A 23564-nucleotide genomic window follows, 5' to 3' on the forward strand; every position below is an offset into this window, starting at 1 on the left:
CCATGTTCAATAATGTATGGAATGAAAACAGAAAAAGCCTTCGGTCGGCACGATTCCAGACAGAAGGCACAGATGCACATGATGGAAATATTTTACGATCCCATCCATACCGTGTCAATACAATACTTTGGCATCCAACCTCCTCATTCCCCCATGGAGATATCGCCAGGGAGTGTTGGACAAGCTGTGCTTCCCGTCCACATCCACCTAACCGAAGATGCAAAGAGTTTTTTTGTTATAGTAAATATAGAACAGTTCTGTTATACTAAATATAGAACAAAGCAGGATGGAGGTGATGATGGAATGGTTATCCTGGATCCTGAATCCAATATTCCGTTATATATGCAGCTTCGAACCCAAATCATTGAAGCTATTGTGCGCGGAGATTTAGCGTTGGGTGATACATTGCCGTCCGTTCGCGGGTTAGCCGGTGATTTAGGCATTAACATGCACACCGTCAACAAAAGCTATCACGAGCTTGAGGCCAAAGGAATCATTGAAATTGTTCCTAAAAAAGGCGCAGTCATTATTGCGAATACGGAAAAAGGACCTTCAAACAAACAGCGTGAGGACATTACAGAAGAGCTGAGACCCGCGGTAGCCGAGGCGCTCGTTCATGGCATGAAGGAAGCGGATCTCCATCAATTGATTTCAGAACTTATTTTAAAAATGAAGGGGACGTAATCAAATGGAATTTTCAATATTATTCGTAACCATATTTTTCACAAGTGTGTTTCAAATTTTTATTCCGTTTTTTGCAAAACGGACCGTTGTTTTTGGGGTTTCCATCCCATATGAGCAAGTAAAGAATCCCATAGTGAGGAAGTACAAGAAGATCTATGCCGTGATGACTTCAATTGTTGCCCTTCTTGTTTTGGGAGGATTTACCCTTTGGTATCTGGGGCAAAACGTGGATGAGACGCTGCTGGCTCAGGCAGGTACGATGCTAACGTTTATTGTGCTGATAGTTGGTTTAGCTTTTTATTTCTATTTCCACTTTAAAATGACAAAGTTAAAACGATCGCAAAATTGGTACGGGGAAGTAAAACAGGTTCATTATGCCGACCTGTTGATTCGTTCAAAAGATGAGATGCTTGCCTCCTTTGTTCATCTCATGCCGATCATCATTTCCATTGGTTTAATCATTTTGACTGTCCAAGCATATGACCGTTTGCCCAGCCAAATCCCAACACATTGGGGACCCAATGGTCAAGCGGATGCGTATAGTACGAAAAGCTGGATGACCGTGCTTGGCCTGCCCATCATGTTAATCATCATGCAATTCATGTTCTTCGCCACAAACCTACTTACTAAGAAGTCCGGCATCAAAATCAATCCCGGTCATGCAGCATCCAAATTGCGTCAACTTCGTCTTCGTAAATACACAAGCTGGTTCTTATTTGTAGTAAACATTTTGGTTTCTCTGCTGTTTGCCGCTATCCAACTAAATCTTATCTATGAGGACACGGTTAACGAAACCTTTATGATCATTTTCCCTTTAGCTTTTTTGATTATCACCTTAGCGGGGACCATCTGGTTAGCTGTGAAAGTGGGCAGCGCAGATTCAGACTTTGATCAAAACCCAATCATGGAGAGCACTACTAAAATTGAAGGGATAGATGAAGACAAATATTGGAAAGGCGGATTGTTCTATTTTAATCGCAACGATCCTTCTGTATTTGTAGAGAAACGGTTTGGCGTTGGCTATACATTAAATTTCGCTAATCCAATCGGAGCTATCATTATCCTACTTCCCATTGTTTTGATATGTGTCGTTTCCTTGTTTTTCACCAAGTAATATCCTTTCCCTATTATGCAGGAATGGCCCCCTTTGGAAGGGATCCAAATCCGAGTAAATTAAAGACCATCTCCTAATGGAGATGGTCTCTTATGCGTGCATGAAACTAGATTCCCAACGAGGCCAGCAAGTTGTAAATCATAGCGGCTGCTTCGCCTCTCGTCGTTGTTTGGCCCGCGCGGAAAGCGCCATCCTCGTAGCCATTCAGGATGCCCGCAGATAGGGCATGTTCGATCGATGGTTTCGCCCAGGACGGAATGTCCGAAGCGTCAGTCAGGCTCAGTGCTTTGCTCGCCGAACCGGCGGTACCGGTTCCGTAAATCTGCAGAGCCCTCGCCGTCATCACAGCTGCTTCCGCCCGGGTCACGGTGAGCTCGCCATTGAAGCGAGTCGTGCCAGCTTCCTCGTACCCTTGAATTAAGCCCGCTTGCACAGCGGCCGCGATGTGCGGCTTCGCCCAAGACGGGATATCCGCATCATCCGAAAAGCCCGTGCTGCCTGAGGCTGCTTCGATCCCCAAGGCCGAAGCCAGCATTTTAGCGAATTCGGACCTCGTTACGGTTGTATCCGGACGGATGCTCCCATCCGGATATCCGGCCATGACCTTCATTCCCGCGAGGCGGCGAACATAGCTGGATGACCAATGATTCCCCATATCTGTCATCTCGGTAGGCTCGTGGGAGAAGACAGCGAACTTCGCGGTGTGATCGACATTCACCCGGATCGTTCCGTCTTGGGCTACGGTGCCGCCGATGAAGATCCAGCGCTTCTGACTTTCGTGATAATAGTACACAGCCGGTTGGCTGCCCGGCTTTACTTGCTTGGCGTCGTAGCTGAAGGAAAGCTCGAGCGGCTTCAAAAACCGGCTGCCCGTCGTACTGGATAGTTCGAACATCTGGCTAACCGCACGGAGATCGCCATTCGCAGGAATCCGATTCGGTTCGACGACCGCAATCCGAATCGTCCCCTTCGACGGCAAGGCTCCTGCAGGAATAGCAAGCTTCATTCCGCCTTGCAACTCCAGCTGCTTGCTTTCTTCCGGGTTCACATCCGCTTTCTGTTCTTTGCTCCCAGGGGCCGGTGCGGCACTCCCTCCACCGTGAGTTCCTTCCGATTGGTCACCTTGATCGGATGGAGTTCCATCTGATTGGTCCTCATCCTCGTTCTCACCCTCGTTCTGGTCCGTGTTCGAAGTTTCCTTCTTCACCGTCACTTTGCGTACCGCCTCTACAGCGGCATTTCCCGCCTGGTCTGTAACATGATAGCGCAGCGTATAGATGCCGGCCGCTTTGGTGTTGACGTGGCCGGTCACCGTCACCTCACTTACAGGGCCTATATTATCGGTTGCCGACGCCCCTTGGTCACGGTAAGTCGCCCCGAATGGCACCGTTACGTCGGACGGTCCGTTCAACGTGATGACCGGCGCAGTTGTATCAATGCTGAGAGTCAGGATTGCCGTATCCGTTGTAATCCCGGCCCCATTGTCGGCGTAATACCGAAGCTCGCTGTGCCCCTCCTTGGAAATCATGATCGGATTGCTGTACTCGTTCCATGTATCCCCGGCATCCAAACTATAGAACACCTTGACACGATCCAAGCTCTCGCCAACTGGCCGCAATGTGACGGCTGCATCCGAAACATACCATCCATTGCTTCCGGCTTGGCCGGCCACCTCTGCATGCACGGCCAGAGAATCCTCGCCCGCAGGAAGACGTAGAAGTTGTCCCGACACATCGAAGCCGGTAAAGGCGTTGTAGGTCGCCTGGATGCCATCCGTGTATAGACCTGTCTGTGCGGGCGTGTTCTCGAAAGGATCCTCTGCGTCAAAGATCAGCTTGTTGTTCACCCATACATAGAGTTTGCCGTTCGATCGGACCACCTTATAGAAGTTTTGCGCGCTGATCTCTTCACGAAGGGCGAAGGAGAAGGGGCGATTCGAATCGGAAGGCACGCTGAGTCGAAGTTGACTGGTTTTTACTGGGTCTGTAAAGTCAGCGATATGGTAATCTCCTCTACCCTTGTCTTGGTACGCGAAGGGTACCGAGTTCCAGCCATTCATCCAGCTGTCGAACTTGAACTCTGCCGAATTCGATTGAGGCAGCTCAAAGTTCTTGTTCATGTACGGGAATGGACCATGGGACCAGAGAATCTTGGCCGATGATATTTCCGCTTCCGCACGCAGATCATACACATACTCGCGCTGGCCGTTCTCTGCGTAGTTGCTGTGCCCGTAGATCGTATCTCTCGCTGTGGGAGCGACTTCCATGATCTCCTCCCGGCCATCCACGACCTTGCGCAGCTCGAATTCGTTCGTAGCATAATTCGTACTTGCCGTCACGTAGTTGCGGTCGTCGATGTACTCGAGAATGACACCCGCTTTGCCATTGCCCGGCAAGGTTCCTGTATTCACATTCACCGAGAATTCATGTTCAAGCATCCGATCGCCCTTGACCGTGAGCGCTTCCCCGGCCGCAGGGGACTGCAAGCCCTTCTCGGAAACCGTCCATGCTTCATCCCAACCGCTGATATATGTACCGTATTCGCTCCAACCGGTCGTGACGGTTACGTTATCCATCCGAACCTTTGCCTTGTTGCTGATCAAGCCGATTCTCCCCGGAGCAGCTATCGCTTCATGCTCGAATACCGGCCGATCGTCGTTAAGGGTATAGTGATCCAATTCGGCAAACAATTTCGGACCGTTCTTATACACCCTGAGCGTATGATATTGCTCCTCGAAGTCCGCAGCACGTGGGTCATCGTGCAGGAACGCGAACGTAGACGGCAAATCTGTGACCGAGCTTCCAGCAACACCGTCGATGCGGGACTGGACGACCAGCTTCCGGTCATCACGGTCAATCAACACATTCGCATAGTTGTTCTCATCCTGATGCCATACGACAATACCGGCCTGCCCCTCATCCCCAAAATCTTTGTGATCGAATCGAAGATTGGCCTCGATAAACACGTTTTCCGCTTCGTACCCTTTCAGCAGCACCCGCTTCGAATCGCTAGATGCGTGAAAGGTCAGCGCCCCGTTGTCGATCGATACGCCAGTCTTCGGAATATCGTAATGCTGCAAGCTGGCTTCCGAATCGAACCGGTCCTGGAACGTCGGTGTCCAGGCATCCGGATGGAGGCCCTCGGAATCATAGGACGTTGGTCCATCGACGACCATCTCCTGATCCCAGAAGTAGACGCGATCCTTCCCTTGCCCTTCGTTGCTGTTCCAGAATGCCTTATAGGTGACCCAAGTCTCGAACCCGTTCGGCCCCTTAATCACATTCGGTTGCGACGGTCCAACAATGTCCGGTTCCACCGGATGACCGTCCGTATCGTACAGACCGAAATCCAGATGGTAGAAATTCAATGGAGCGCTGGTGTTTTTGCTGATCTCTACGGCGATCACGTTCTCCCCGGTCTGCAGCAGATCGGCGGGAACCTCGGCCATCTTGTAGGCTCGCTGCTGTCCGTCGAATGCGAACAACTCCTTGCCGTTCACATACAGCTTTCCGTTGCCTTGTAAACGATAGCGCAGCACCGTTGTCTCCGGCACGGTATCCAGATGGAACGAGCGCTTCGCCCACATGGAAGCCGGACCGTTCGGATGGGACCAAATCTCGGATCCCGCCTTTTTTCCGTCATTGTAGATGCTCGGAATTAGCGTTCGGTTCTCATCCGGCCAGCCGAAGCCGCCCTCTCCAGACACCCAGCCATTCGTACCGGAGCCAATCTTGTTCCAGCCCGGCTGAGGCGCCGTGAAGGTATATTGATACGGCTGGCTGCCATGCTCGGCTGTTGGAAGGATTACTTTGTACTTCAGCAGGAAGCCCTCAATAGTGCGCGCCAGCAGCTTGCCCGGGTATTTGGAATCGTTCGTAAATTCATCGTAGCTGTCGGCTTGCGCCACGCCGGTTTCATAAAGACCAGTTTCGGGGAACATCTGATTGCCGACATACAGCATGTAATACTGGCCGTTATGGTAGTACAGCTCCGCCCCTTCGAAATTGAAGAAGTTGATATTGGCCCAGTGGCCCTTCTGTGTAGTCAACGTCTCGATCGCCTTGCTGCGGCCCGGGTTGCCCTTCTCGTTGAAGAACGATTGCACGTTCCAGACCCACGCGCCGGCGCGCCCTGGTTTTGCCGCCCCGGTATTTGGATCCGGCTCATCCGGATTGACCTTGCGCTGGAAGACCAAATCTCCGTTGTGCGCGACGAACAGCTGCGGATCGATCCCATCGTCAAACTTCTTTTCCCATAAGCTGTTACGGAAATCAGGCTCCGTGTTCATCTTGCTCGGGTCTCCGTAAAGCAACGTGGTGCCATTGAAGGTGTAGAACATCACTCCGTTATGAAAGAGCAAATCGGAAGCCCCTAATTCGTTGTAATCCGCCGGGTTCACAACCGGGGGAGCCTTGCTCGGATCGTTCGATATTAACCTGTAGGGGCTTTCCCAATGAATCATATCCTTCGAGCGATACACATTGCCCAATGTACCGGTTCCCATCGCATAATAGTAACCGTTGTACTTCTCGATCGTTCCGTCGTAGAGAGTCGCCTTCTTGCCTAGATCCGGCCCCGAATCAACACGGAACAGATTATCTACTGGGTTGAGAGCGAATGGATGGACCGTAACTTCGCTAGTCGCCGCCAAGCCTCCATCCTCAGTAGTAGCTGTAATGATCGCGTTGCCCGGTGCCACGCCCTTCACTCTGCCGTTCGCATCAACGGTTGCCACGGAAGGATCGGAAGACGACCAGATTACGTTAAGATTCGATGCGTTCTTAGGCAGGATCGCAGTTGACAACAGATGCGTCCGATCCACCGCTAACGTTACTTTCGGATGATTCAGAGAAATCTCACGGACCGGTATCCCCTTGGCGATCACTACTGCAGAAGCCGTATAACCTCCGTCTGCTGTCGTTACGGTAATTGTTGCTGTTCCCGGTTGAAGCGCCTTGACGACACCCGTTTCGTCGACCGATGCAATAGAGGAATCGTCTGAGGACCAGCTTACCTTCTGATTCGATGCATTCGCCGGTGTAACCGTCGGCGTCAATACCTGCGTCGTTCCCACCAAGATTTCCACTTCCTCAGGTGCAAGGCTTACCCCAGCAACCGGAATATTCTCAACGGTCACGGTGCTCGTCGCCGAATGTCCTCCATCGACCGTAGTCACGGTGATCGTTGCCGTTCCTTCCGCTCTCCCTTGCACGGAAGCCTTCAGGCCGCCATTCGACGTAACCTTCGCAATGGATTCATCGCTGGAGGACCAGATCACATTCTGATTCGTCGCATGCTGCGGGAAAACCGTTGCAGCTAGCTCCTGCGAAAGGCCCGTCCCAAGTGTGACCGCCGCCCGATCCAGGGTGACGCTTTGAGGATGGACTGCACCCACGATAGGCTCAACGGCAGCATTGTACAAGCGAACGTCATCGATAACCCCGTTGAAATTGGCCCCTGTCCCCGATCCGTCGAAAGCGTCAACGGCGAATCTGGCACCGAGCGCCCCTTCGTTAGCCGCTGCGGAGACTTTGTCGAAAGACGTTCCTGACTCTTTCACCAATTGTCCATCAAGGAAGAGCTTGAAGGTTTTGTTCCCGAAAGAAGCAGCAACGTGATGCCATTCGCCCGCTCCGGTCAGCTCTGAAGAAAGGATGACTCGGTCGACTGTAGGTTTGTTATTCACAACGGCAGCTTCGAGGTTCCCTCCATTCAATTGGATGGCCAATCCTGCTCCATTGCCTCCGCGCTCGAACAATACCTGTCTGGTGTTCAAATCCTTCGGCTTGAACCACATCGAAGCTGTGAATGCGGAAAACTCATCCCTCAAGAAGGGCATCGTATTCGTATTGAGTTGAATCATGCTTGCCGATCCATCGAAGGAAAAAGCACCTCCATCAACTCCACCATCCGGCAGCCAAGCTCCGATAGCATTGACCGAATGATAACCATTCCCAGTGGAATCCTCTGCAACTTGCTTGCCGTTATTACGGAATGGCGCATCCAGCTTGTACCAGGCGTCCAATCCATCAAAGGGCATGGAGATCCGCTTCGGAAGGACGGTTACTTCGCTGGTAGCCGTATAGTGTCCATCCTCCGTTGTCACGGTGATAGTCGCGCTGCCCGCTTGTTTGCCTACGATAGCAGCTAGTGATGTACCGTAAACAGCAAGCGTCACGACTGATTCATCGCTGGAAGTCCAAGTAACATTGCGATTCGTGGCGAACGATGGCTCCAGAGCAGCCGTAAGATAGACCGATTCGCCGACCGTCGTGGTCAACTGCGCCTTGTTCAAGCTTACTCCGTTCACTTCGATCGAAGGCGTAACCGCTCTGTCGTACAAACGCACATTATCGATCATCCCATTGAACCAAGCGCCAGTCTTGTCATCTCCACCGAATGCATAGACTGCGTATTTTGCGCCGATGGCAGCTTCGTTCAGCGCGGTATTCACCTTTTTAAACGACGTAGTGGTCGTTGCGGCGACCTTTCCATCCAAGTAAAGCGTGAACGTTCCATTGTCGAAGGTAACCATCGTATGGTGCCAAGAAGCGGTGTCCGTGAAATCGACAGACAAGGTTTTCCGCTCACCGCTTACTACAGCGGCCTCCAGCTTGTTTGCATTCAATTGAATCGCCATCCCCGACGCATTGCCTCCGCGTTCAATCAACACTTGCAGCTTTTGCGTGTCGTTTGCTTTAAACCATAACGAAGCGGAATGCTCAGTGAAGGCGTCTTTCAGGTACGATCCTGCCGGAGTCGACCCCAAATTCAGCTGAATGAGATCAGAAACACCGTTAAACGACAGGGCCCCGCCGTATACGCCATCCTCGACCCAAGTGCCGGTCGCACTGATAGAATGATGGCCATTGCCGGAAGAGTCCTCTGCCACAGTCTTGCCGCTCCCTTCATAAGGCGCATCCAGCTTGTACCAAGCCATTAATCCTGGCTCCTCGCTTTTCTCCAAAGCATAAGCTTTGCCATTCGGAATTGTGCTGCATATGAGCGCCGTGATTAGGATGAATGCGAATACCTGCCGTAAGTTCTTGCTCAATTTGCTCCTCCCCCAATGATTAGTATTGCCTCATGAGAGAAAGCGCTTTCCATTTATTTGAAAGAAAGCGCTTTCTAAGAGGCTTTTTCATTATAATTTACGTTTTCCCCCCGGCGGGCTCCAACAATATGACATTCCACTCCAAACTTTTGACTTTTCTCCTTCACTTACTATCATTTGGGATACGGTTCACCGCAACGACCTGTTAACGGCAAGTTTTAGGGCCATCCTTTTGAGGATGGCCCTTTCTTTGATCGCTTTTATTCAGCTGTTTTTCCCCAGACATAGGATGCAGGTAACAGGAACTCAGGTTATCTTCGTTCCAGAACGAGCAAGGCGTTCCGGCTGATCAGGGAGGTGCCGGACGACCCGTTGAAGCGTAAACAACCGTCCCCTAAGGGCCGGTTGTTGATCGATTATTCAATGTTCATTGCAGGAATACAAGCTTATGAATGAAACTCCTGTCCGTTGCGAACTTCTTTGACATAGCCTGCGCGGATGACAAAATCGCCAAAATGTTCGCTATCTTGTCGTTCTTTTGCATAGTGGAAAAGAATTGGCTGGAGCGACTCCAGAATTTCTTCTTCTCCTATGTTTTCTTTGTAAAGCTTATTCAGCCGGTTGCCGGCAAACCCACCGCCCAAATACATGTTGTACTTGCCGGGCGCTTTGCCGATGAACGCGATTTCCGCCAGCATCGGCCGGGCGCATCCGTTCGGACAGCCGGTCATGCGAATAACGATCTCCTCGTCCTGTAAGCCTGCCTCCACCAGCATCGGATCGATTTTATCCAACAGCGTGGGCAGGTAACGCTCCGATTCGGCCATCGCCAAGCCGCAGGTAGGCAAAGCTACGCAGGCCATCGAATTTCTGCGCAAAGCGGTATGATGGATCCCGTCCGTGAGACCGTATTCATTGATCAATTCCTCTATCTCTTTCTTATTCTGGCTGTTCACGCTGCCGATGATCAGATTCTGGTTAGGAGTGAGCCGGAAATCCCCCGTATGCACCTTGGCGATTTCACGGAGACCCGTCATGAGGAGGTAGTGATCCTCGTCTCTGATCCGACCGTTTTGGATAAAAAGAGTAAAGTGCCATTTCCCATTGCTGCCCTTTACCCAACCATAGCGATCCCCGTTATGATCAAAATGGTAGGAACGCGCTTCCTCAAGCTTCCATCCCAAACGCTCGCTCAGCTCGTTGATAAACCAATCGATGCCGCGGTCGTCGATCGTGTACTTAAACCGAGCATGCTTCCGGACGGAACGGTCTCCGTAATCCCGCTGGATCGTGACAGTCTTCTCCGCTACGTCTATGATCTGCTCCGGCGTGCAAAATCCGATCACTTGGGCGACCTGGGGGTACGTTTTCGGATCGCCGTGCGTCATACCCATCCCGCCTCCCACCGTAACGTTAAAGCCCTTCAGGCGGCCTTCTTCGATAATTGCGATGAAACCCAGGTCCTGGGCAAATACGTCCACATCATTGGAAGGGGGGACGGCGATGCCGATTTTAAACTTACGCGGCAAATAGACAGGCCCATAGATCGGCTCCTGTTCTGCCGCATCACTCTCCAGACTGTCCAGCACTTTTTCGCCGTCCAGCCAGATTTCGTGATAAGCTCTCGTTCGGGGATCCAGGTGATTGCTCACTCTGGCAGCCCACTCGTACACCTCGGCATGAACTTCCGACTGGTCCGGATTCGGGTTACACATCACGTTGCGGTTGACGTCGCCGCATGCGGCCAGTGTGCTTAACAGCGCTTCGTTCACTTCCTGGATGGTCTGTTTCAAGTTCCACTTGATAACGCCATGCAGCTGGAACGATTGACGGGTCGTGAGACGGATCGTGCCGTTGGCATATTGCTGCGCGATACGGTCCATCATCAACCACTGCGGTGGCGTGACGACTCCGCCGGCCGCACGCACGCGAAGCATGAATTGATAAGCTGGTTCCAGCTTCTGCTTATTCCGCTCGTTGCGCAAATCCCGGTCGTCCTGCATATAGCTGCCATGGAATTTCATCAACCGATTATCATCTTCGGGTATAGAGCCCGTGATCGGGTCTTTAAGAGTCTCTGCAAGGCCCCCCCGCAAATAATTGCTCCTGCGCTTGATATCCTCTACATCGCTGTGCGGCGCACTGTTCGGTGAAAGTAAATTATTGTCCGACATATCGGTCCTACTCCTCTCGCAATCTTTGGGACTCCGACTTAGTAAACATCCCGCTGATAACGTTTCTGCTGCTGCATACGGATCAAATAGTCTGCAGCTTCCTCAGGGCTCATACGGCCTTCTAGTTCGAGGATCCCAGCCAGAGCTGCATGAACATCATGGGCCATCTTTTTCTCGTCGCCGCAGACATAGACACAAGCTCCTTCCAGCAGCCATTGGTAAAGCTCCCGGCTCTTTTCTAGCATCCGATGCTGGACGTAAACTTTCTTCGCGCTATCGCGTGAAAACGCGACATCCATGCGCGTCAGCACGCCGTCCTTGAGCCAGCGCTTCCATTCAATCTGATAAAGGAAATCTGTGGCAAAGTGCTGGTCGCCGAAGAACAGCCAAGTCTTCCCCTGGGCTCCTGTCTCTTCCCTCTCGCTCAGAAATGCCCGGAAAGGCGCGACGCCAGTACCCGGCCCAATCATGATGATCGGCGTATCCGGGGTCGCGGGAAGCTTGAAATTCGGATTATGCTGAATGTAGATCGGCAGCGTATCGCCGGGCTGTACGCGTTCCGCGAGCTGTAGGGAAGCGACGCCATATCTATCTCGACCGTGAGCTTCATAACGGACAGCGCGCACCGTAAGATGCGCCTCATCCGGAAAAGCTTTTGAGCTGCTAGCGATCGAGTACAGGCGGGACGGTATCTTTCGTAGGATCGACACGAATTCGCGCGCCGGAACACCATCGAAGGAATAATCCTGAACCAAATCCAATAGATCCCGCCCATGGAGATAATCCCGTAGGTCTTGTTCGCGTCCATGCTCCATAAGCTCCTGGAGCCCGCTGCCCGAATGAAGCTTAGCCGCTTGCTCCAATAACGGCTTCGTCAGCACGGTGATCTCAAAATGGCGCAACAGCGCCTCCCGCAGCGGCCGCTTTTCGCCATTTTTATTAACGGGAACGGGCTCTTCCGCTTTCCAGCCCATCGTTTCGATCAATTCGTCGACAAGGCGGGGATGGTTCTCCGGATAGATGCCCAGGCTGTCACCCGGTTCATACTGAAGATTCGATCCCTCAAGGCTTAGTTCGATGTGGCGGGTTTCTCGATCCGAGCCGCGGCCGTTGAGATTCAAATTTTCGAGAACCGTGGCCTGGAATGGATTCGTTCTGTCATATCCCGCTTCCGTCCCGCCGGCAACCACCGCGCCGGTTTGAGTGCCAATGGCCGGAGCGGCCGACGCCTGGCTGAGGGAGCTTAAGACATCATTCATCCACTCCGCGGCAGGCTCGTCAAAATCCACATCACAGTCGACACGCGAAGAAAGCCGCTCAGCACCCAGCTCTTCTAAACGCTTGTCGAAATCTTTGCCCGTCTTGCAGAAAAACTCATAGGACAAATCGCCCAACGCAAGCACGGAAAACCGCAGGCCATTCAGTTGAGGCGCCCTCTTGCTGTGAAGGAACTCATAGAAGGGAATGGCGTTATCGGGCGGATCGCCTTCCCCATGCGTACTCACCACAATAAGCAGGTTTTGGACCTTCTTTAACCCATTCGGCTTGAAGTCACCCATGGAGAATAGCGTGACCTGAAACCCTCGCTCTTCCAGCTTGTTGGATACCTTCTTGGCCAACCCGTGACTGTTGCCGGTCTGCGATCCGTAGAGCACGGTCACTTCCTTGGAAGCAGCCGCCGCATTCAAAGGCACCGTCACCGTCGGAGCGGCACCCTGCGCAGAAGGTTCAGGTGTACTTTGAATCGCCATCAGATACCCGCTCAACCAGATCCGTTGAGCTTCCGTCATCGTAGGAAGAAGCCGATTTAGCAGCTCTGCTTGTTCTTGATTAAAAGGACTGTTTGTGACTTGGAGTGACAACACGATCCACCTCGCCCAGCATAAATGAAATTAATTCCTAGTATTCACATCGATATTATATCACTCTCATGACCCTACCACAGCTGTTGGAGCAGGTCAATTAGAATAATCTTATAAGTTGGATTAGTTCTACTGATAACCTATCCCTGAATAGGACAACTATCACTGTTTACAGAAAATTCAGAGCTAGCTATTACTGCCTTTATAATCGCTCAGTACACTGTATGAAGAATAAGGCAAGATGTTGGACAAATTCATTCGAGATTAGGAGGTAGCAGCATTTATACGAAACAATCATGGAAAGCGACCTTGACCGGCTACAGCTTGCTCGCACCAGCACTGCTCGTTATCGGAATCTTCGTGCTCATTCCGGTATGTTACAGCGCCGTGCTCAGCCTCTTTGCCTGGGACATGCTGAGACCGCATCCGACCTTCGTTGGAGGAGACAATTACACCCGTCTTTTTGCAGACCCGGACTTCTATCATTCGTTGAAAATTACGTTCCTGTTCGCCTTAATGACCGTACCGACTTCGATGGGGATCGCACTCGTCTTCGCTCTCCTGCTCGACCGCGGCGCTAAAAAACTGCTCGTCGCCTATCGCTCGATGTTCTTCGCGCCCATGGTCACCTCCACCGTCGCGATCTCGGTTGTCTGGATGTTTATCTTTCATCCCGACCATGGGCTGGCCAACGCCATTCTCGAAGGCATGGGCATGAAAGGTTTGCGCTGGCTGAACGATGCCAATACCTCCCTGCTGTCGCTGGCCATCATGTCGGTCTGGAAGATGCTGGGTTACAACGTTATCATCCTGTTGGCGGGTTTGCAGAACATTGATTCTCACGTGTTGGAGGCGGCCAAGATCGATGGAGCCAACGAGTGGCAGACAACGCTCAAGGTGCGTTTTCCCCTTCTGTCGCCTTCTCTGTTCCTGCTGCTAATTTTGCTCACGATCGAGCAGTTCCAGACGTTCACCCAGGTCAATGTCATGACCAAGGGCGGCCCGGCCAAGAGTACGGAGCTCGTCGTGGTCCAACTCTACCACTACGCATTCGAATTGTTTCAGATGGGCTATGCCTCCGCGTTGGCCATGGTTATTTTCATCCTCGTTCTGTTGCTGGTGCTCATTCAGATGTTCGTCATAGGCCGCAAAGTTCATTACCAATAAGGAGGAGGCTGTAATCCCCTATGGACATCTCATTAGAACAGTCGGTACCGGTTGCGCGAAGATCGATCAAGCTGCCGTTCACGGTCTGGCTGCGTCATTGCGTCCTGCTCGCCGGATCATTAATCATGATCACGCCGTTCCTATGGATGGTCCTCGCCTCGGTAAAAGCAAGCGAGGAGATTTTCAACGGCCGCTTCCTCTCACTGCCCGCTGTTTGGCACTGGGAGCACTATATACAAGCTTGGCATATGGCCCCGTTCAACCGATTCTTTCTCAACAGCTTACTGATGTCGGTCGGCGTCGTCGCCGGACAGATCGTAACCTGCTCGATGGCGGCTTACGCGCTCTCGTGGGTGCCTTTTCGAGGGAAACGATTCACTTTTTTGCTCGTCATCGCTTCCACGATTGTTCCTTTCGAATCAACGATGATTCCATCCTACCTGGTCATAAAAGAGCTCGGATGGATAAACAGCTATGCCGGTCTAATCGTACCAAGCGTCACCAGCGTTTTCGGCATTTTCCTGCTTCGCCAATTTTTCTTAACGATCCCCCGCGATCTGATCGATGCCGCCCGGATAGACGGCTGTGGCTATTACCGAACGTTGTTGCAGGTGATCGTTCCAATCTCCGGCACCGTTATCGCAACACTCAGTCTGTTCGCCTTCCTGCATGCGTGGAACAGCTATTTGTGGCCGCTTCTCATTACGAACAGTCAGGACATGCGCACCGTACAGGTCGGGCTTCGTTATATGATCGATCAAGAAAAAGGCATCGAGTGGCCGCACTTGATGGCCGCCTCGACCTTCATCATTTTACCGGTGATGGCATTCTTCCTTTTTACCCAGAACTATTTCGTACGAGGCGTCATGCACGCATCGGTGAAATAAATACTCAACTAGCGAATGGAGGATATTCTGTGAAAAAAGCATTGTTATCCGTTGCGATGCTCAGTTTGATTGGCCTCACCGCCTGTTCCTCTGGCACAAAGGGAGACAATCCCGCTGCCGCTTCGACACCGGCAGCCGAGCAGCCTGTAACGCTAACCTTCTGGTCGACCAATAAAGATCTGCTGGCTGAAGATGTCAAAGCATTCGAGGAAAAATACCCGAACATCAAGATTAAAGCCGAATACATGGGCGGCTACGATGAAATGGCACAGAAGGTCATGGCAGCCGTCGTCTCGAACAGCTTGCCCAACGTCGTCCAGCTTGGGCAGCGCCACGGGATCCCGCAGATGGCCGATAGCGGCCGGCTGGTTCCGATCGAGCAGTTTATGACGGACAAAGAAAAGGACGATGTGTATCCATATTTCTGGGATCGGTTCCGCTATAAAAACAAGTTGTGGACGATTCCGTTCAACAGCAGCACGCCGGTGCTTTATTACAATCAAACGATGTTCGAGCAGGCCGGTCTGAAGGCGCCAAGCACTTGGGACGAGCTGGTTTCCGCCGCGAAGGCGCTCATGAAGGATACGAATGGCGATGGCAAAATCGATGTTTGGGGGTTCAATACGGCTGCCGATTCTCCCTGGTACTTTCAACCGATGACCTGGAATCGCGGCGGAACGATCATCGACAAAGACGGCAAAGTCACCGTGAACAGTAAAGAAGCAGTCGAGACGCTGAAATCTTTCCAGGACCTCGTCCATGTATCCAAAGCGATGGCGCCTAATCAGCACAAGACCGCAGAAGAAGATTTCGCTGCCGGCAAGGTGGCAATGATCTTCAAATCCGGTGCTTCTCTGGCCAGTACACAAAAGACAATCGGTGATAAGTTCAAGATAGGCATCACATTCTTACCGGAGGTCAAGGAACGGAATGTGCCAATCGGGGGCAACAGCCTCGGGATTTTCAAATCGGATGCGGCTATGGAGAAGGCGTCTTGGACGTTTGTTCAGTTCTTGACCGAAACCGATAATGCGGCCAAGACGAGCATGGGTTCCGGGTATGCACCCATCAAGAAATCGGCGTTCGAGACGGAGGCGTTCCAGAAGAAGATGCAGGATGATCCGCTGTTCAAGACAATTATGGAACAAAACGAATACCTTCGCGGGCAAGGTATTCATCCGGCTGACTCCCTGATTTGGAACGGGATCGTTAACGCGCTGGAAATCGTCGAGGGTGACGCCAATGCGGATCCGCAGAAAGTACTCGATAAGCTGCAGGCAGACGTCGAGACCTTCATGAAAACCTACAAGTAGGGAGACTAGTCCATATGTTTATGAATTTAGCCCATCGCGGTGCTTCGGAATATGCGCCGGAGAATACGCTCTCCGCATTTTACAAAGGCATTGAACAAGGCGCGAACGGCATCGAGACTGATTTAAAGACGAGTAAGGACGGCGTCATCATCCTTTTTCACGACAATGAGCTGAACCGCACAACGAACGGGCAGGGACTTCCCTCCGAGTATACTTGGAAAGAGCTTCAGGGGCTGGACGCCGGTTCTTGGTTCTCCCCGGCATATACTGGTGAGAGACTGATCACGTTCGAGCAGTTTCTCTACTTGTTCGGCAGAAAGCCGCTGCTATTCGCGCTGGAACTGAAAGACATGGGCATCGAAAATCCGGTTCTCGAACTGATCGAACGATTCGGTGTCCGAAAGCAGGTAACCATCACTTCCTTCTGGTACGCGAATTTGGAGGCGGTTCGGACATTGGACGCCTCCATTCGAATCGGTCATTTGATTCGAAAGATCGATAAGGAAGCAATTGGTAAGCTAAAGGACATCGGAGCGCAGCAAATTTGTCCCGCCACCGAACTACTGGAGCCTGATGATGTGCGCTTGGCCAAAGCTCATGGTCTGGAAGTCCGAGCCTGGGGAGCCTTCACGCCGGAGCTGATGCGACATGCACTAGATTGTGAGGTAGATGGGATGACCATTAATTTCCCCGACAAATTAACGAAGGCCCTTCAGACCTCATACATTAAGAAATAACGGAGGCCATGTTGCCCGTCTCGTCGTGAACACTTCATTCCCCAACCTGTACGGAATGTTTCCCGTCTTGCGCTGCACCAAGCTCTCTCGGTCCTTATATAAAACACAACAAACCCAGTCCCCTCCCGGAACTGGGTTTGTTGTGTCCTATGATCTGAACGAAATCGCCTCGCTCGGTCGTGACGACTCGTTTCAGAATCAGCTGTAATAAGCATTATAGATCATGCAACTAACCTGTCCGCTTGCCCAGCAAGTGCTGGATTTATCAGTAGAAGCCGAGTTGTGCTTTACTGAATTCATGCTGCTATGTGTGATAAGGATGCTAGAACGAGACTGCAAGATGACTTGCAGATCATCGTTATTTTTCGCCAGTTGAGAAACAGAGAAAGACGCTCGCGAGCAAGCGTCTTTCCTTAGTATTTTTCCTTTAATTAAGTATGCCGGTGTAGAGGCATCTCTCCTCGTAAAGGAAGATTGTGGGGCCGGACTCTTCTTTAACGGCCAAAATGCGGATGAGTAGATACGATCAACAAGGCATTGCCGATGGCCCGTTCCTTGCCATCGGAAGGCAAGTTAGCAAGCGAGAGCTCCTCGTCCCCCGGCTCTTTCAGCAGCAGAGTAGTCGATCCTCCCCCGTCCATGTTGATTGCTTCCTCCATGCCGAGGGATTGCAGATATTCCGCTCCTTCTCTCAGCGTGACGCCGTCGGCGTAACCAGGCTGGCGGCCATCAAATGTAACCACGTACAGTTGGCCGTTCTTCGTGGCCAGGAAGGTTCGGGGATTCGGAACGACCACATTGTTTACAGTGGAATCGTCCACCTGGCTGGAGACTTCCCCGTTGTGCAGCAGCACTTTGGCCAACCCCGACCAGCCGGCTACAGCATACTGGGCATCATTCAGCCCGTTATCGAGATCGACGCCGAACGTGACGGACGTTCCAACCTTCAGATGGCTAGTGATCCAGCTTGCCTTGCTTCCGCTGGCGGATAGGACGAACTTACCGGCGGGAATCGGGTTGTCAGTAGTTGAGTAGACGGCTTCCACCATGCCTCGTACCGGCTCTCCCGGTTTCAGGATAGCCGAAGGATCATCAGGCGTAATCAACACTTCCACTCCTTCACCGACAGCGCCGGTTGACTCGTCGAATCGTTCCGTATACAGGAAGGCGTGGTTCGTGTGACGCTGTTCACGCAGCTTGTTAACTGCGTATACTTGCAGGGACTCTCCGTTGTCCGTCCGTATGTAAGAGTTTATGGACACCTCTCCCCCTATTTGGACCGTCCCATCCTTCTTCACAGCGAAGAACGTCCGCCCTAGGTTCGGAGCCGTCCGAATCTCGCCGTTCGTGATTTGCAGGCCGGTGGGCACTCCCGTCGCAGCGAAGAAATCCAGATTCACGGCTCCAACGACTCTATGGCCGTCCGAGTTATGCTGCTGTGCCATGGCGGAGGCTGCTGCTTTGGCTTTCACCTTTCCATCGGGTGAATGGATCTCCAACTTGACGAATGGGTTGTTCGGCTGCAGCCGGACGATATGAATACTTTGGTTCGTAGTTCCATCAGTCTGATGAACAACCGAATGATTAACACCCGGGACAACCAGATGAGATGGCTGTGTCTCAGCGTGCAATGCTTCCGCGAATGCCGGATAAGGAAGAGAAGAGCCTAGTGCAAGGACAGATGCAAATAGAAGAAGCTTTTTTCCCAACAAAGGTAAACGCTTTCCAAAATGATCCACAATCGTTCACACTCCCCGACTTTTCTTTTCGTCGCGGCAAACGCATATTCAATCCCCTTAATCAGCGGCCAATAGGTTCGTTAAATATTACATAGGATATTCACTCCGTCGTTGGCCTCGAATTGTAGAGGAATTATGCAAGCGTTTTCCGACTATCCCAGTATATCATGAAGCACATGGAAGAAAAGGGAGTCGTTTCCTTTTTAACAAAACATTAATCCAATACTCATCTTCACATGGATCCCCGCAAGAAAACGTATTAGAGGGGTTCACTTCAGATGACCACCTTTTTCCTTTCATAATGGCTTGATTTACTTATCGCTTACCATTTTCCATATATTGTATATAATAGAGTCGAACATTAGCTCGCTTGGGCCATACAAGAAGTATCGGGTAATGACCGGTCACTTGGAGTACCCCTCGAAAGGAGCTTTGACCAAGCGGGAACAAGCTGTACTGAAATTGACGATGATGTTGGTGATCGATTCGTTAAAAAGGAGGCCGTTGTCTATGAACCAAATCCGGTTAGTTTCCGATTTGCAGAAATCAAAGGACTATTACAAGCAAGCGCTTGGCTGTAAAGTTGACGGCTGGGGACACGCGGAGCGGGAACACCCCCGGCTTGGGTTTATTTTATACCAGGCGGAGAACCACGAGGACGTAGTGCCGAACAAAAAGCCGAGACAAATTCCGTACCCTAAAAACTGGGAAGGGCCTGTGGCCGGCTGTGATACATACGCCTATACGGATTGGGAACAGATTGACGGATTACTTGAGCAATTTCGAGCGGATGGCGCGTTCATTCATTACGAAATCAAACAGGAGGATCAAGGTGACATGCTCTGGAAGGAGTTTGGGATCCGCGATCCTGACGGATACGTGATCTTATTCGGAGCCGGCAAGTTTAAGTAGCTGTCTTAGTTCGGCGGCAGTTTAAGACTTTAGTAGGTCTTCAACTGCCGCTGTTTTTAATATTTCTAAACAAACGCGACTTCTAACTCGATCTTCCTTTCCTTAAGCCTCTTCTTTGACTTGTGGATTCTTTCCCTTACGAAAATCATCCCATAAGGGGCCAATGTATTTTTCTAAAGCCTTTATGACGACATCTCTGCGGTTTTCTTCAACATTCTCTGTGTCATTCAAAATTTCATTTCTTATACGCACAAGCACAAATAAAGGTGGCAATTTTGCCTCACGAAGAGCCTTAATCATCTTTTCTTCTTGTTGGGTAATAACCACAGCCCACTCTCCCTCTTTTTTGTTTCAAGCCTTCCTCCCCCATCGGGTCATCGTGCTTCATTTTAAAGGATGACATTGGTGTCATGCTGGATCCAATAATTTGGCTCGTTTTTGTTTAATTCAATAAGGGTTGATTGTTGACTTATAGCTTTAGCCACAACATCAATCGCAGTACGATCGTCCGAAGTCAAAGTTACTAAGACGGTCCTGCCATGGGGATCCAGGATGGTAACTTTTTCAACAGATTGTCCATGAATTTTTGGCGTACGTTCTACATACCTCCAGCTGAATAAGCAAACAATCAAAACAAGACATAAAAATAACCAAAGTGTTTGTTTTCTTCTCATTATGATATTTCCTCGCTTTCTACCGTCGTTACTAATTTGCGCTAGTGCTGGGAATAATACGTTTTGCGTTCACTCGTCCACTTCGCCCGTGTACATCGCTACAGGCACTTTTTAGTACCTATCTTACTTTGAAGTGCGTACTAGCCAAAAACGTTTGTTCCTCTCATAATAAACATCGACCGATGATTCCTATCACGATACACACCTACTGGAGGTTTTTTTTATGACAACACATCTGCAAGCAACTACGACTCTCAATAACGGCAAGGCTATGCCGTGGTTCGGCATCGGCGTATTCAAAGTCGAGGAAGGTCAAGAGCTCGTAGATGCCGTCAAAGCGGCTGTCGCCCATGGGTACCGCAGCATCGACACGGCGGCCATCTATGAGAACGAGCGCAGCGTCGGCCAAGCTATCCGCGAGGCCCTTCAAGAAACGGGACTCTCCCGCGAAGACCTATTCGTCACTTCCAAAGTATGGAACGCCGATCTCGGCTATGAAGAGACGCTCGCCGCCTTTGACACCAGCTTGGAAAAGCTGGGGCTCGATTATCTCGATCTGTATCTCATTCACTGGCCGGTGGCCGGTAAGTATAAGGACGCTTGGCGTGCGCTCGAAGCGCTGTACAAGGCCGGACGCGTCAAAGCGATCGGCGTCAGCAACTTCCAGATTCATCACCTGGAGGACCTGATGAAGGATGCCGAAATAAAGCCGATGGTGAACCAGGTCGAGCTCCATCCGCGGCTCAGCCAGCAAGCGTTGCGCGATTTCTGCGCCCAGCATGACATTCAGATCGAGGCATGGTCGCCTCTGATGCAGGGCCAGCTGCTGGACAACCCGGAGCTGAAGGAAATCGGCGCCCGTCACGGCAAGTCGGTCACCCAAGTCATTTTGCGTTGGGATTTGCAAAACGGCATCGTAACGATTCCCAAATCGACGAAGGCACACCGGATTATCGAGAACGCCTCGGTGTTCGACTTCGAGCTGACGAGCGAAGAGATGACCCGGATTGATTCGCTGAACCAGGACCTCCGGGTTGGACCGGACCCTGACAATTTTGACTTCTAAGTCCAGTTTGCCTAAACAAAGACCGCTAGTCCCTCTTGCAGGAACTGGTGGTCAGCCTGTTGAGGAACTCTCAACAGGCTTATTTGTCTTCAGGGAATAGGTTCGACTTGTTGTTCTTAAAAAGCCGGAATAGTTCTAATAAGACAATATTCAAGCTTAGCCAGACTCCACCGAATACGTATCCGGCTGCCACATCACTAGGATACTGAATGTCAAAATAAATACGGCTGATGCCTACAAGGAACGAAACAGCCAGGACAAGAAGCAACGCGCCGGTTCGAATCCAGGCGATCCTTACATGCCGAACAAAGAGATACATCGCGAAACCTAAAAAAATGATCGTAATTAACGTCTGCTCGCTCGGAAAAGTATTCATAAGGCTCGTTGGCCCGGTTCGATGAAACAACTTCCGCAGCCCTTCATCCCAAAGCTCTCCACCAATCAACACAAACAATAAGAATGATACTTCCAGCAGCCGGTCTCTCCCCTTTATCAAAACCCATACAACCGTCAGACCGACAATAGTGAAAAGCACCGGAAGCGATGCTAAATCCATAAACCGATTCATCCATCCCGTCCATGTCTCATCAAAAACAGCCTTCACGATAAAGGTCGTGACCGCATCAAAATCGGCAAACTCACCCGCTAAAAAGTCTTGAATCAAGCCTGCCATCACGCTGAACAGGATAAGAAATACGCCAAACGCAATGACAACGAGAAGCTTAACCTTTCCAAGAGAATGAAACGTTTGAACCCCTTTATTCAGTCCTGCTAACGTTATCGTAACCATTTGAGCTTTGTATCGTCTGAACATGTAGACTGCGACAAAAAGAAGTACCGCTATCATCCCGGCAATGATTAAATACTTGGTGATGGTATGATGAAACTGCTCCCACTTGGGACCGAGGACTTTTCCAAGCGAAATAAATGTGCCCGTCCATAAAAACGCACCTGTATATGCAAAAAGCATATAGGTTCGAAACGGCATACGGGTAACTCCCGAAAAATAACCGGTGAAATGACGGATTCCGGGAATGTAATAGGCAATGAGCAAAAGCTTGTTCCCATAGCGCTCAAACCATTCTGACGTCTTCCTGAGCTTATCCGGTCCGAGATGGATTTTCGCGCCGTACTTTTCAAAAAAAGGCGTCCCCAGCTTGAAACCGATCCAGTAGGATAACGTCATTCCTAGGGAGGCGCCAAAACCGGCCGTTAGAATACTTAAGCCCCAATTTAAATGCCCCTGAAAAATCATAAGTCCTGTATATGTCATCAGAACTTCTCCGGGCAGGGGCAGAGCAAGAAGTTCAAGCATTAGGGCAATCCCTAAAACGTAGTACCCATATTGATCCATTAATTGTTGGATGAGTTGCGTCATTTGTACCTCCATACAAGCTCTTATGCCAAAGGGACTTAGTATCTTTCAAAAAAGTTCCATTCATGCCTTGTTAGTTTTTACCGTCGTAAAAAGAAATACCCCAAAAGCTTTGAGCTTTTGGGGGATATGTAGAAATTAGCGGCTAACCTTCTATGTGCTTGTCATCCAACATTTTCTTCGACCGCCCGGATATAGTGCCCGTCCGGATCATAAAAGGTGAAATAACCGAATTTATTTGTAAATACAGGCTCTTGATCGATCCGGGCTCCTGCTTGTTTCAGCCGTTCATGCAAGGCCAGCAAATCATTCGTTAAGAGTTCAACCATCGTCACATGCCCCGTACTGCTTGTGACAAAGAAGGAACGAGGAAAGACAAACTTCAATTGGGTGACATCATCCGGTTTGGTTTCCATCAAAAAGATACTCGGACCGTTCCTGTTCTTCAACGCAATATGAGCCTCGCCAAACGAATAATCCGCTGAAATCAATTCGTAGCCCAACCCATCGCAATAAAAATCCACCGATATTTTCAAATTTGTGACTGGAAATCTCAAGCAGCAGTAACCGATCACCTCTGCACCGTTGCTATCTTTGTTCATCCTGTTCTGCATCCTCCTTATCATTAGATCGTTTTCCATTCCCTAGATTTATTCAGCAAAAATTCCCATTATCCTCTCGCTCACTCTCACCCGCTGGGACGTTCCAAAGATAAGATGGCAAGACAAAAAGGGCGGCTAAGGTACCGCCCTTTTCTCCATGACAGCCTGTAGACAATGCTGTTCGTTAGAACAAACCCAAAGGCT

General features: G+C 50.8%; 16 protein-coding genes. 8 read left to right on the forward strand and 8 right to left on the reverse strand.

What is annotated here, in order from left to right:
- Positions 1-78 precede the first annotated feature (78 nt).
- Together KJS47_RS23985 and KJS47_RS01690 are read left to right on the forward strand one after the other, a co-directional pair.
- Positions 79-684 (forward strand): GntR family transcriptional regulator, encoded by a 606-nt coding sequence (locus KJS47_RS23985; protein ID WP_249716040.1) that lies wholly within the window; start codon positions 79-81, stop codon positions 682-684.
- Between the two features lie 4 nt (positions 685-688).
- Entirely contained in the window at positions 689-1798 is a 1110-nt protein-coding gene (locus KJS47_RS01690) for a DUF1648 domain-containing protein (RefSeq protein ID WP_213522234.1), read from the forward strand.
- A gap of 106 nt (positions 1799-1904) precedes the next feature.
- Here the strand turns inward: KJS47_RS01690 and KJS47_RS01695 are convergent, their stop codons facing one another.
- The 3 genes from KJS47_RS01695 to KJS47_RS01705 all read right to left on the reverse strand — a co-directional run bounded on the left by KJS47_RS01695 (position 1905) and on the right by KJS47_RS01705 (position 12888).
- Positions 1905-8852 carry an Ig-like domain-containing protein gene (locus tag KJS47_RS01695; RefSeq protein ID WP_213522236.1) on the reverse strand — a complete coding sequence of 2316 codons (6948 nt, stop codon included), beginning with the start codon at positions 8850-8852 and terminating at the stop codon, positions 1905-1907.
- 446 nt (positions 8853-9298) lie between these two features.
- Positions 9299-11026 (reverse strand): assimilatory sulfite reductase (NADPH) hemoprotein subunit, encoded by a 1728-nt coding sequence (gene cysI / locus KJS47_RS01700; RefSeq protein WP_213522237.1) that lies wholly within the window; start codon positions 11024-11026, stop codon positions 9299-9301.
- Between the two features lie 38 nt (positions 11027-11064).
- Positions 11065-12888 (reverse strand): assimilatory sulfite reductase (NADPH) flavoprotein subunit, encoded by a 1824-nt coding sequence (locus KJS47_RS01705; protein WP_213522238.1) that lies wholly within the window; start codon positions 12886-12888, stop codon positions 11065-11067.
- A 324-nt stretch (positions 12889-13212) separates the two neighbouring features.
- Here KJS47_RS01705 and KJS47_RS01710 point away from each other — a divergent pair, with 324 nt between their 5' ends.
- From KJS47_RS01710 to KJS47_RS01725, 4 genes are read left to right on the forward strand one after another with little or no spacing between them, the layout of a single operon-like run.
- The gene (locus KJS47_RS01710; protein ID WP_213522239.1) at positions 13213-14055 is read left to right on the forward strand and encodes a carbohydrate ABC transporter permease; all 843 of its coding nucleotides are present in this window, start codon (positions 13213-13215) and stop codon (positions 14053-14055) included.
- Positions 14056-14075: 20 nt separating this feature from the next.
- Positions 14076-14942, forward strand: coding sequence for a carbohydrate ABC transporter permease (locus KJS47_RS01715; protein WP_213522240.1), 867 nt, complete (start codon positions 14076-14078; stop codon positions 14940-14942).
- Between the two features lie 29 nt (positions 14943-14971).
- Positions 14972-16255: an ABC transporter substrate-binding protein gene (locus KJS47_RS01720; RefSeq protein WP_213522241.1), complete on the forward strand. Its 1284-nt coding sequence runs from the start codon at positions 14972-14974 to the stop codon at positions 16253-16255.
- Between the two features lie 14 nt (positions 16256-16269).
- A complete protein-coding gene (locus KJS47_RS01725) occupies positions 16270-16992 on the forward strand; it encodes a glycerophosphodiester phosphodiesterase (protein WP_213522243.1) in 723 nt (240 codons plus the stop codon).
- A 494-nt stretch (positions 16993-17486) separates the two neighbouring features.
- On the opposite strand, the gene KJS47_RS01730 is transcribed toward KJS47_RS01725, so the two are convergent.
- A complete protein-coding gene (locus KJS47_RS01730; protein ID WP_213522245.1) occupies positions 17487-18437 on the reverse strand; it encodes a phosphodiester glycosidase family protein in 951 nt (316 codons plus the stop codon).
- Positions 18438-19241: 804 nt separating this feature from the next.
- Here KJS47_RS01730 and KJS47_RS01735 point away from each other — a divergent pair.
- On the forward strand, positions 19242-19643 hold the full coding sequence (locus KJS47_RS01735; protein ID WP_249716042.1) for a VOC family protein: 402 nt from the start codon (positions 19242-19244) through the stop codon (positions 19641-19643).
- Positions 19644-19745: 102 nt separating this feature from the next.
- Here KJS47_RS01735 and KJS47_RS01740 read toward each other — a convergent pair whose 3' ends face one another.
- Both KJS47_RS01740 and KJS47_RS01745 read right to left on the reverse strand, forming a co-directional pair.
- Positions 19746-19970, reverse strand: coding sequence for a hypothetical protein (locus KJS47_RS01740; RefSeq protein ID WP_213522247.1), 225 nt, complete (start codon positions 19968-19970; stop codon positions 19746-19748).
- A gap of 62 nt (positions 19971-20032) precedes the next feature.
- Complete coding sequence (locus tag KJS47_RS01745) at positions 20033-20317, reverse strand: hypothetical protein (RefSeq protein WP_213522249.1); 285 nt, start codon at positions 20315-20317, stop codon at positions 20033-20035.
- 223 nt (positions 20318-20540) lie between these two features.
- Between KJS47_RS01745 and KJS47_RS01750 the strand changes: the two genes are divergently transcribed.
- Entirely contained in the window at positions 20541-21383 is an 843-nt protein-coding gene (locus KJS47_RS01750) for an aldo/keto reductase (protein ID WP_213522251.1), read from the forward strand.
- A gap of 79 nt (positions 21384-21462) precedes the next feature.
- On the opposite strand, the gene KJS47_RS01755 is transcribed toward KJS47_RS01750, so the two are convergent.
- The gene (locus tag KJS47_RS01755; RefSeq protein ID WP_213522253.1) at positions 21463-22761 is read right to left on the reverse strand and encodes a VTT domain-containing protein; all 1299 of its coding nucleotides are present in this window, start codon (positions 22759-22761) and stop codon (positions 21463-21465) included.
- A gap of 161 nt (positions 22762-22922) precedes the next feature.
- A complete protein-coding gene (locus KJS47_RS01760) occupies positions 22923-23360 on the reverse strand; it encodes a VOC family protein (RefSeq protein WP_213522255.1) in 438 nt (145 codons plus the stop codon).
- Positions 23361-23564: the final 204 nt, after the last annotated feature.

It is taken from the genome of Paenibacillus sp. J31TS4 (genome assembly GCF_018403265.1).
Taxonomy (GTDB): domain Bacteria; phylum Bacillota; class Bacilli; order Paenibacillales; family NBRC-103111; genus J31TS4.

Excerpts from the sequence above, each read along its gene's own strand:
- KJS47_RS01730 (WP_213522245.1), bottom strand. The coding sequence starts at position 18,437 with ATGGCACAGCAGCATAACTCGGACGGCCATAGAGTCGTTGGAGCCGTG.
- KJS47_RS23985 (WP_249716040.1), top strand. The coding sequence starts at position 79 with ATGATGGAAATATTTTACGATCCCATCCATACCGTGTCAATACAATAC.
- KJS47_RS01755 (WP_213522253.1), bottom strand. The coding sequence starts at position 22,761 with ATGACGCAACTCATCCAACAATTAATGGATCAATATGGGTACTACGTT.
- KJS47_RS01760 (WP_213522255.1), bottom strand. The coding sequence starts at position 23,360 with ATGAACAAAGATAGCAACGGTGCAGAGGTGATCGGTTACTGCTGCTTG.
- cysI (WP_213522237.1), bottom strand. The coding sequence starts at position 11,026 with ATGTCGGACAATAATTTACTTTCACCGAACAGTGCGCCGCACAGCGAT.
- KJS47_RS01725 (WP_213522243.1), top strand. The coding sequence starts at position 16,270 with ATGTTTATGAATTTAGCCCATCGCGGTGCTTCGGAATATGCGCCGGAG.
- KJS47_RS01690 (WP_213522234.1), top strand. The coding sequence starts at position 689 with ATGGAATTTTCAATATTATTCGTAACCATATTTTTCACAAGTGTGTTT.
- KJS47_RS01745 (WP_213522249.1), bottom strand. The coding sequence starts at position 20,317 with ATGAGAAGAAAACAAACACTTTGGTTATTTTTATGTCTTGTTTTGATT.
- KJS47_RS01735 (WP_249716042.1), top strand. The coding sequence starts at position 19,242 with ATGAACCAAATCCGGTTAGTTTCCGATTTGCAGAAATCAAAGGACTAT.
- KJS47_RS01750 (WP_213522251.1), top strand. The coding sequence starts at position 20,541 with ATGACAACACATCTGCAAGCAACTACGACTCTCAATAACGGCAAGGCT.
- KJS47_RS01715 (WP_213522240.1), top strand. The coding sequence starts at position 14,076 with ATGGACATCTCATTAGAACAGTCGGTACCGGTTGCGCGAAGATCGATC.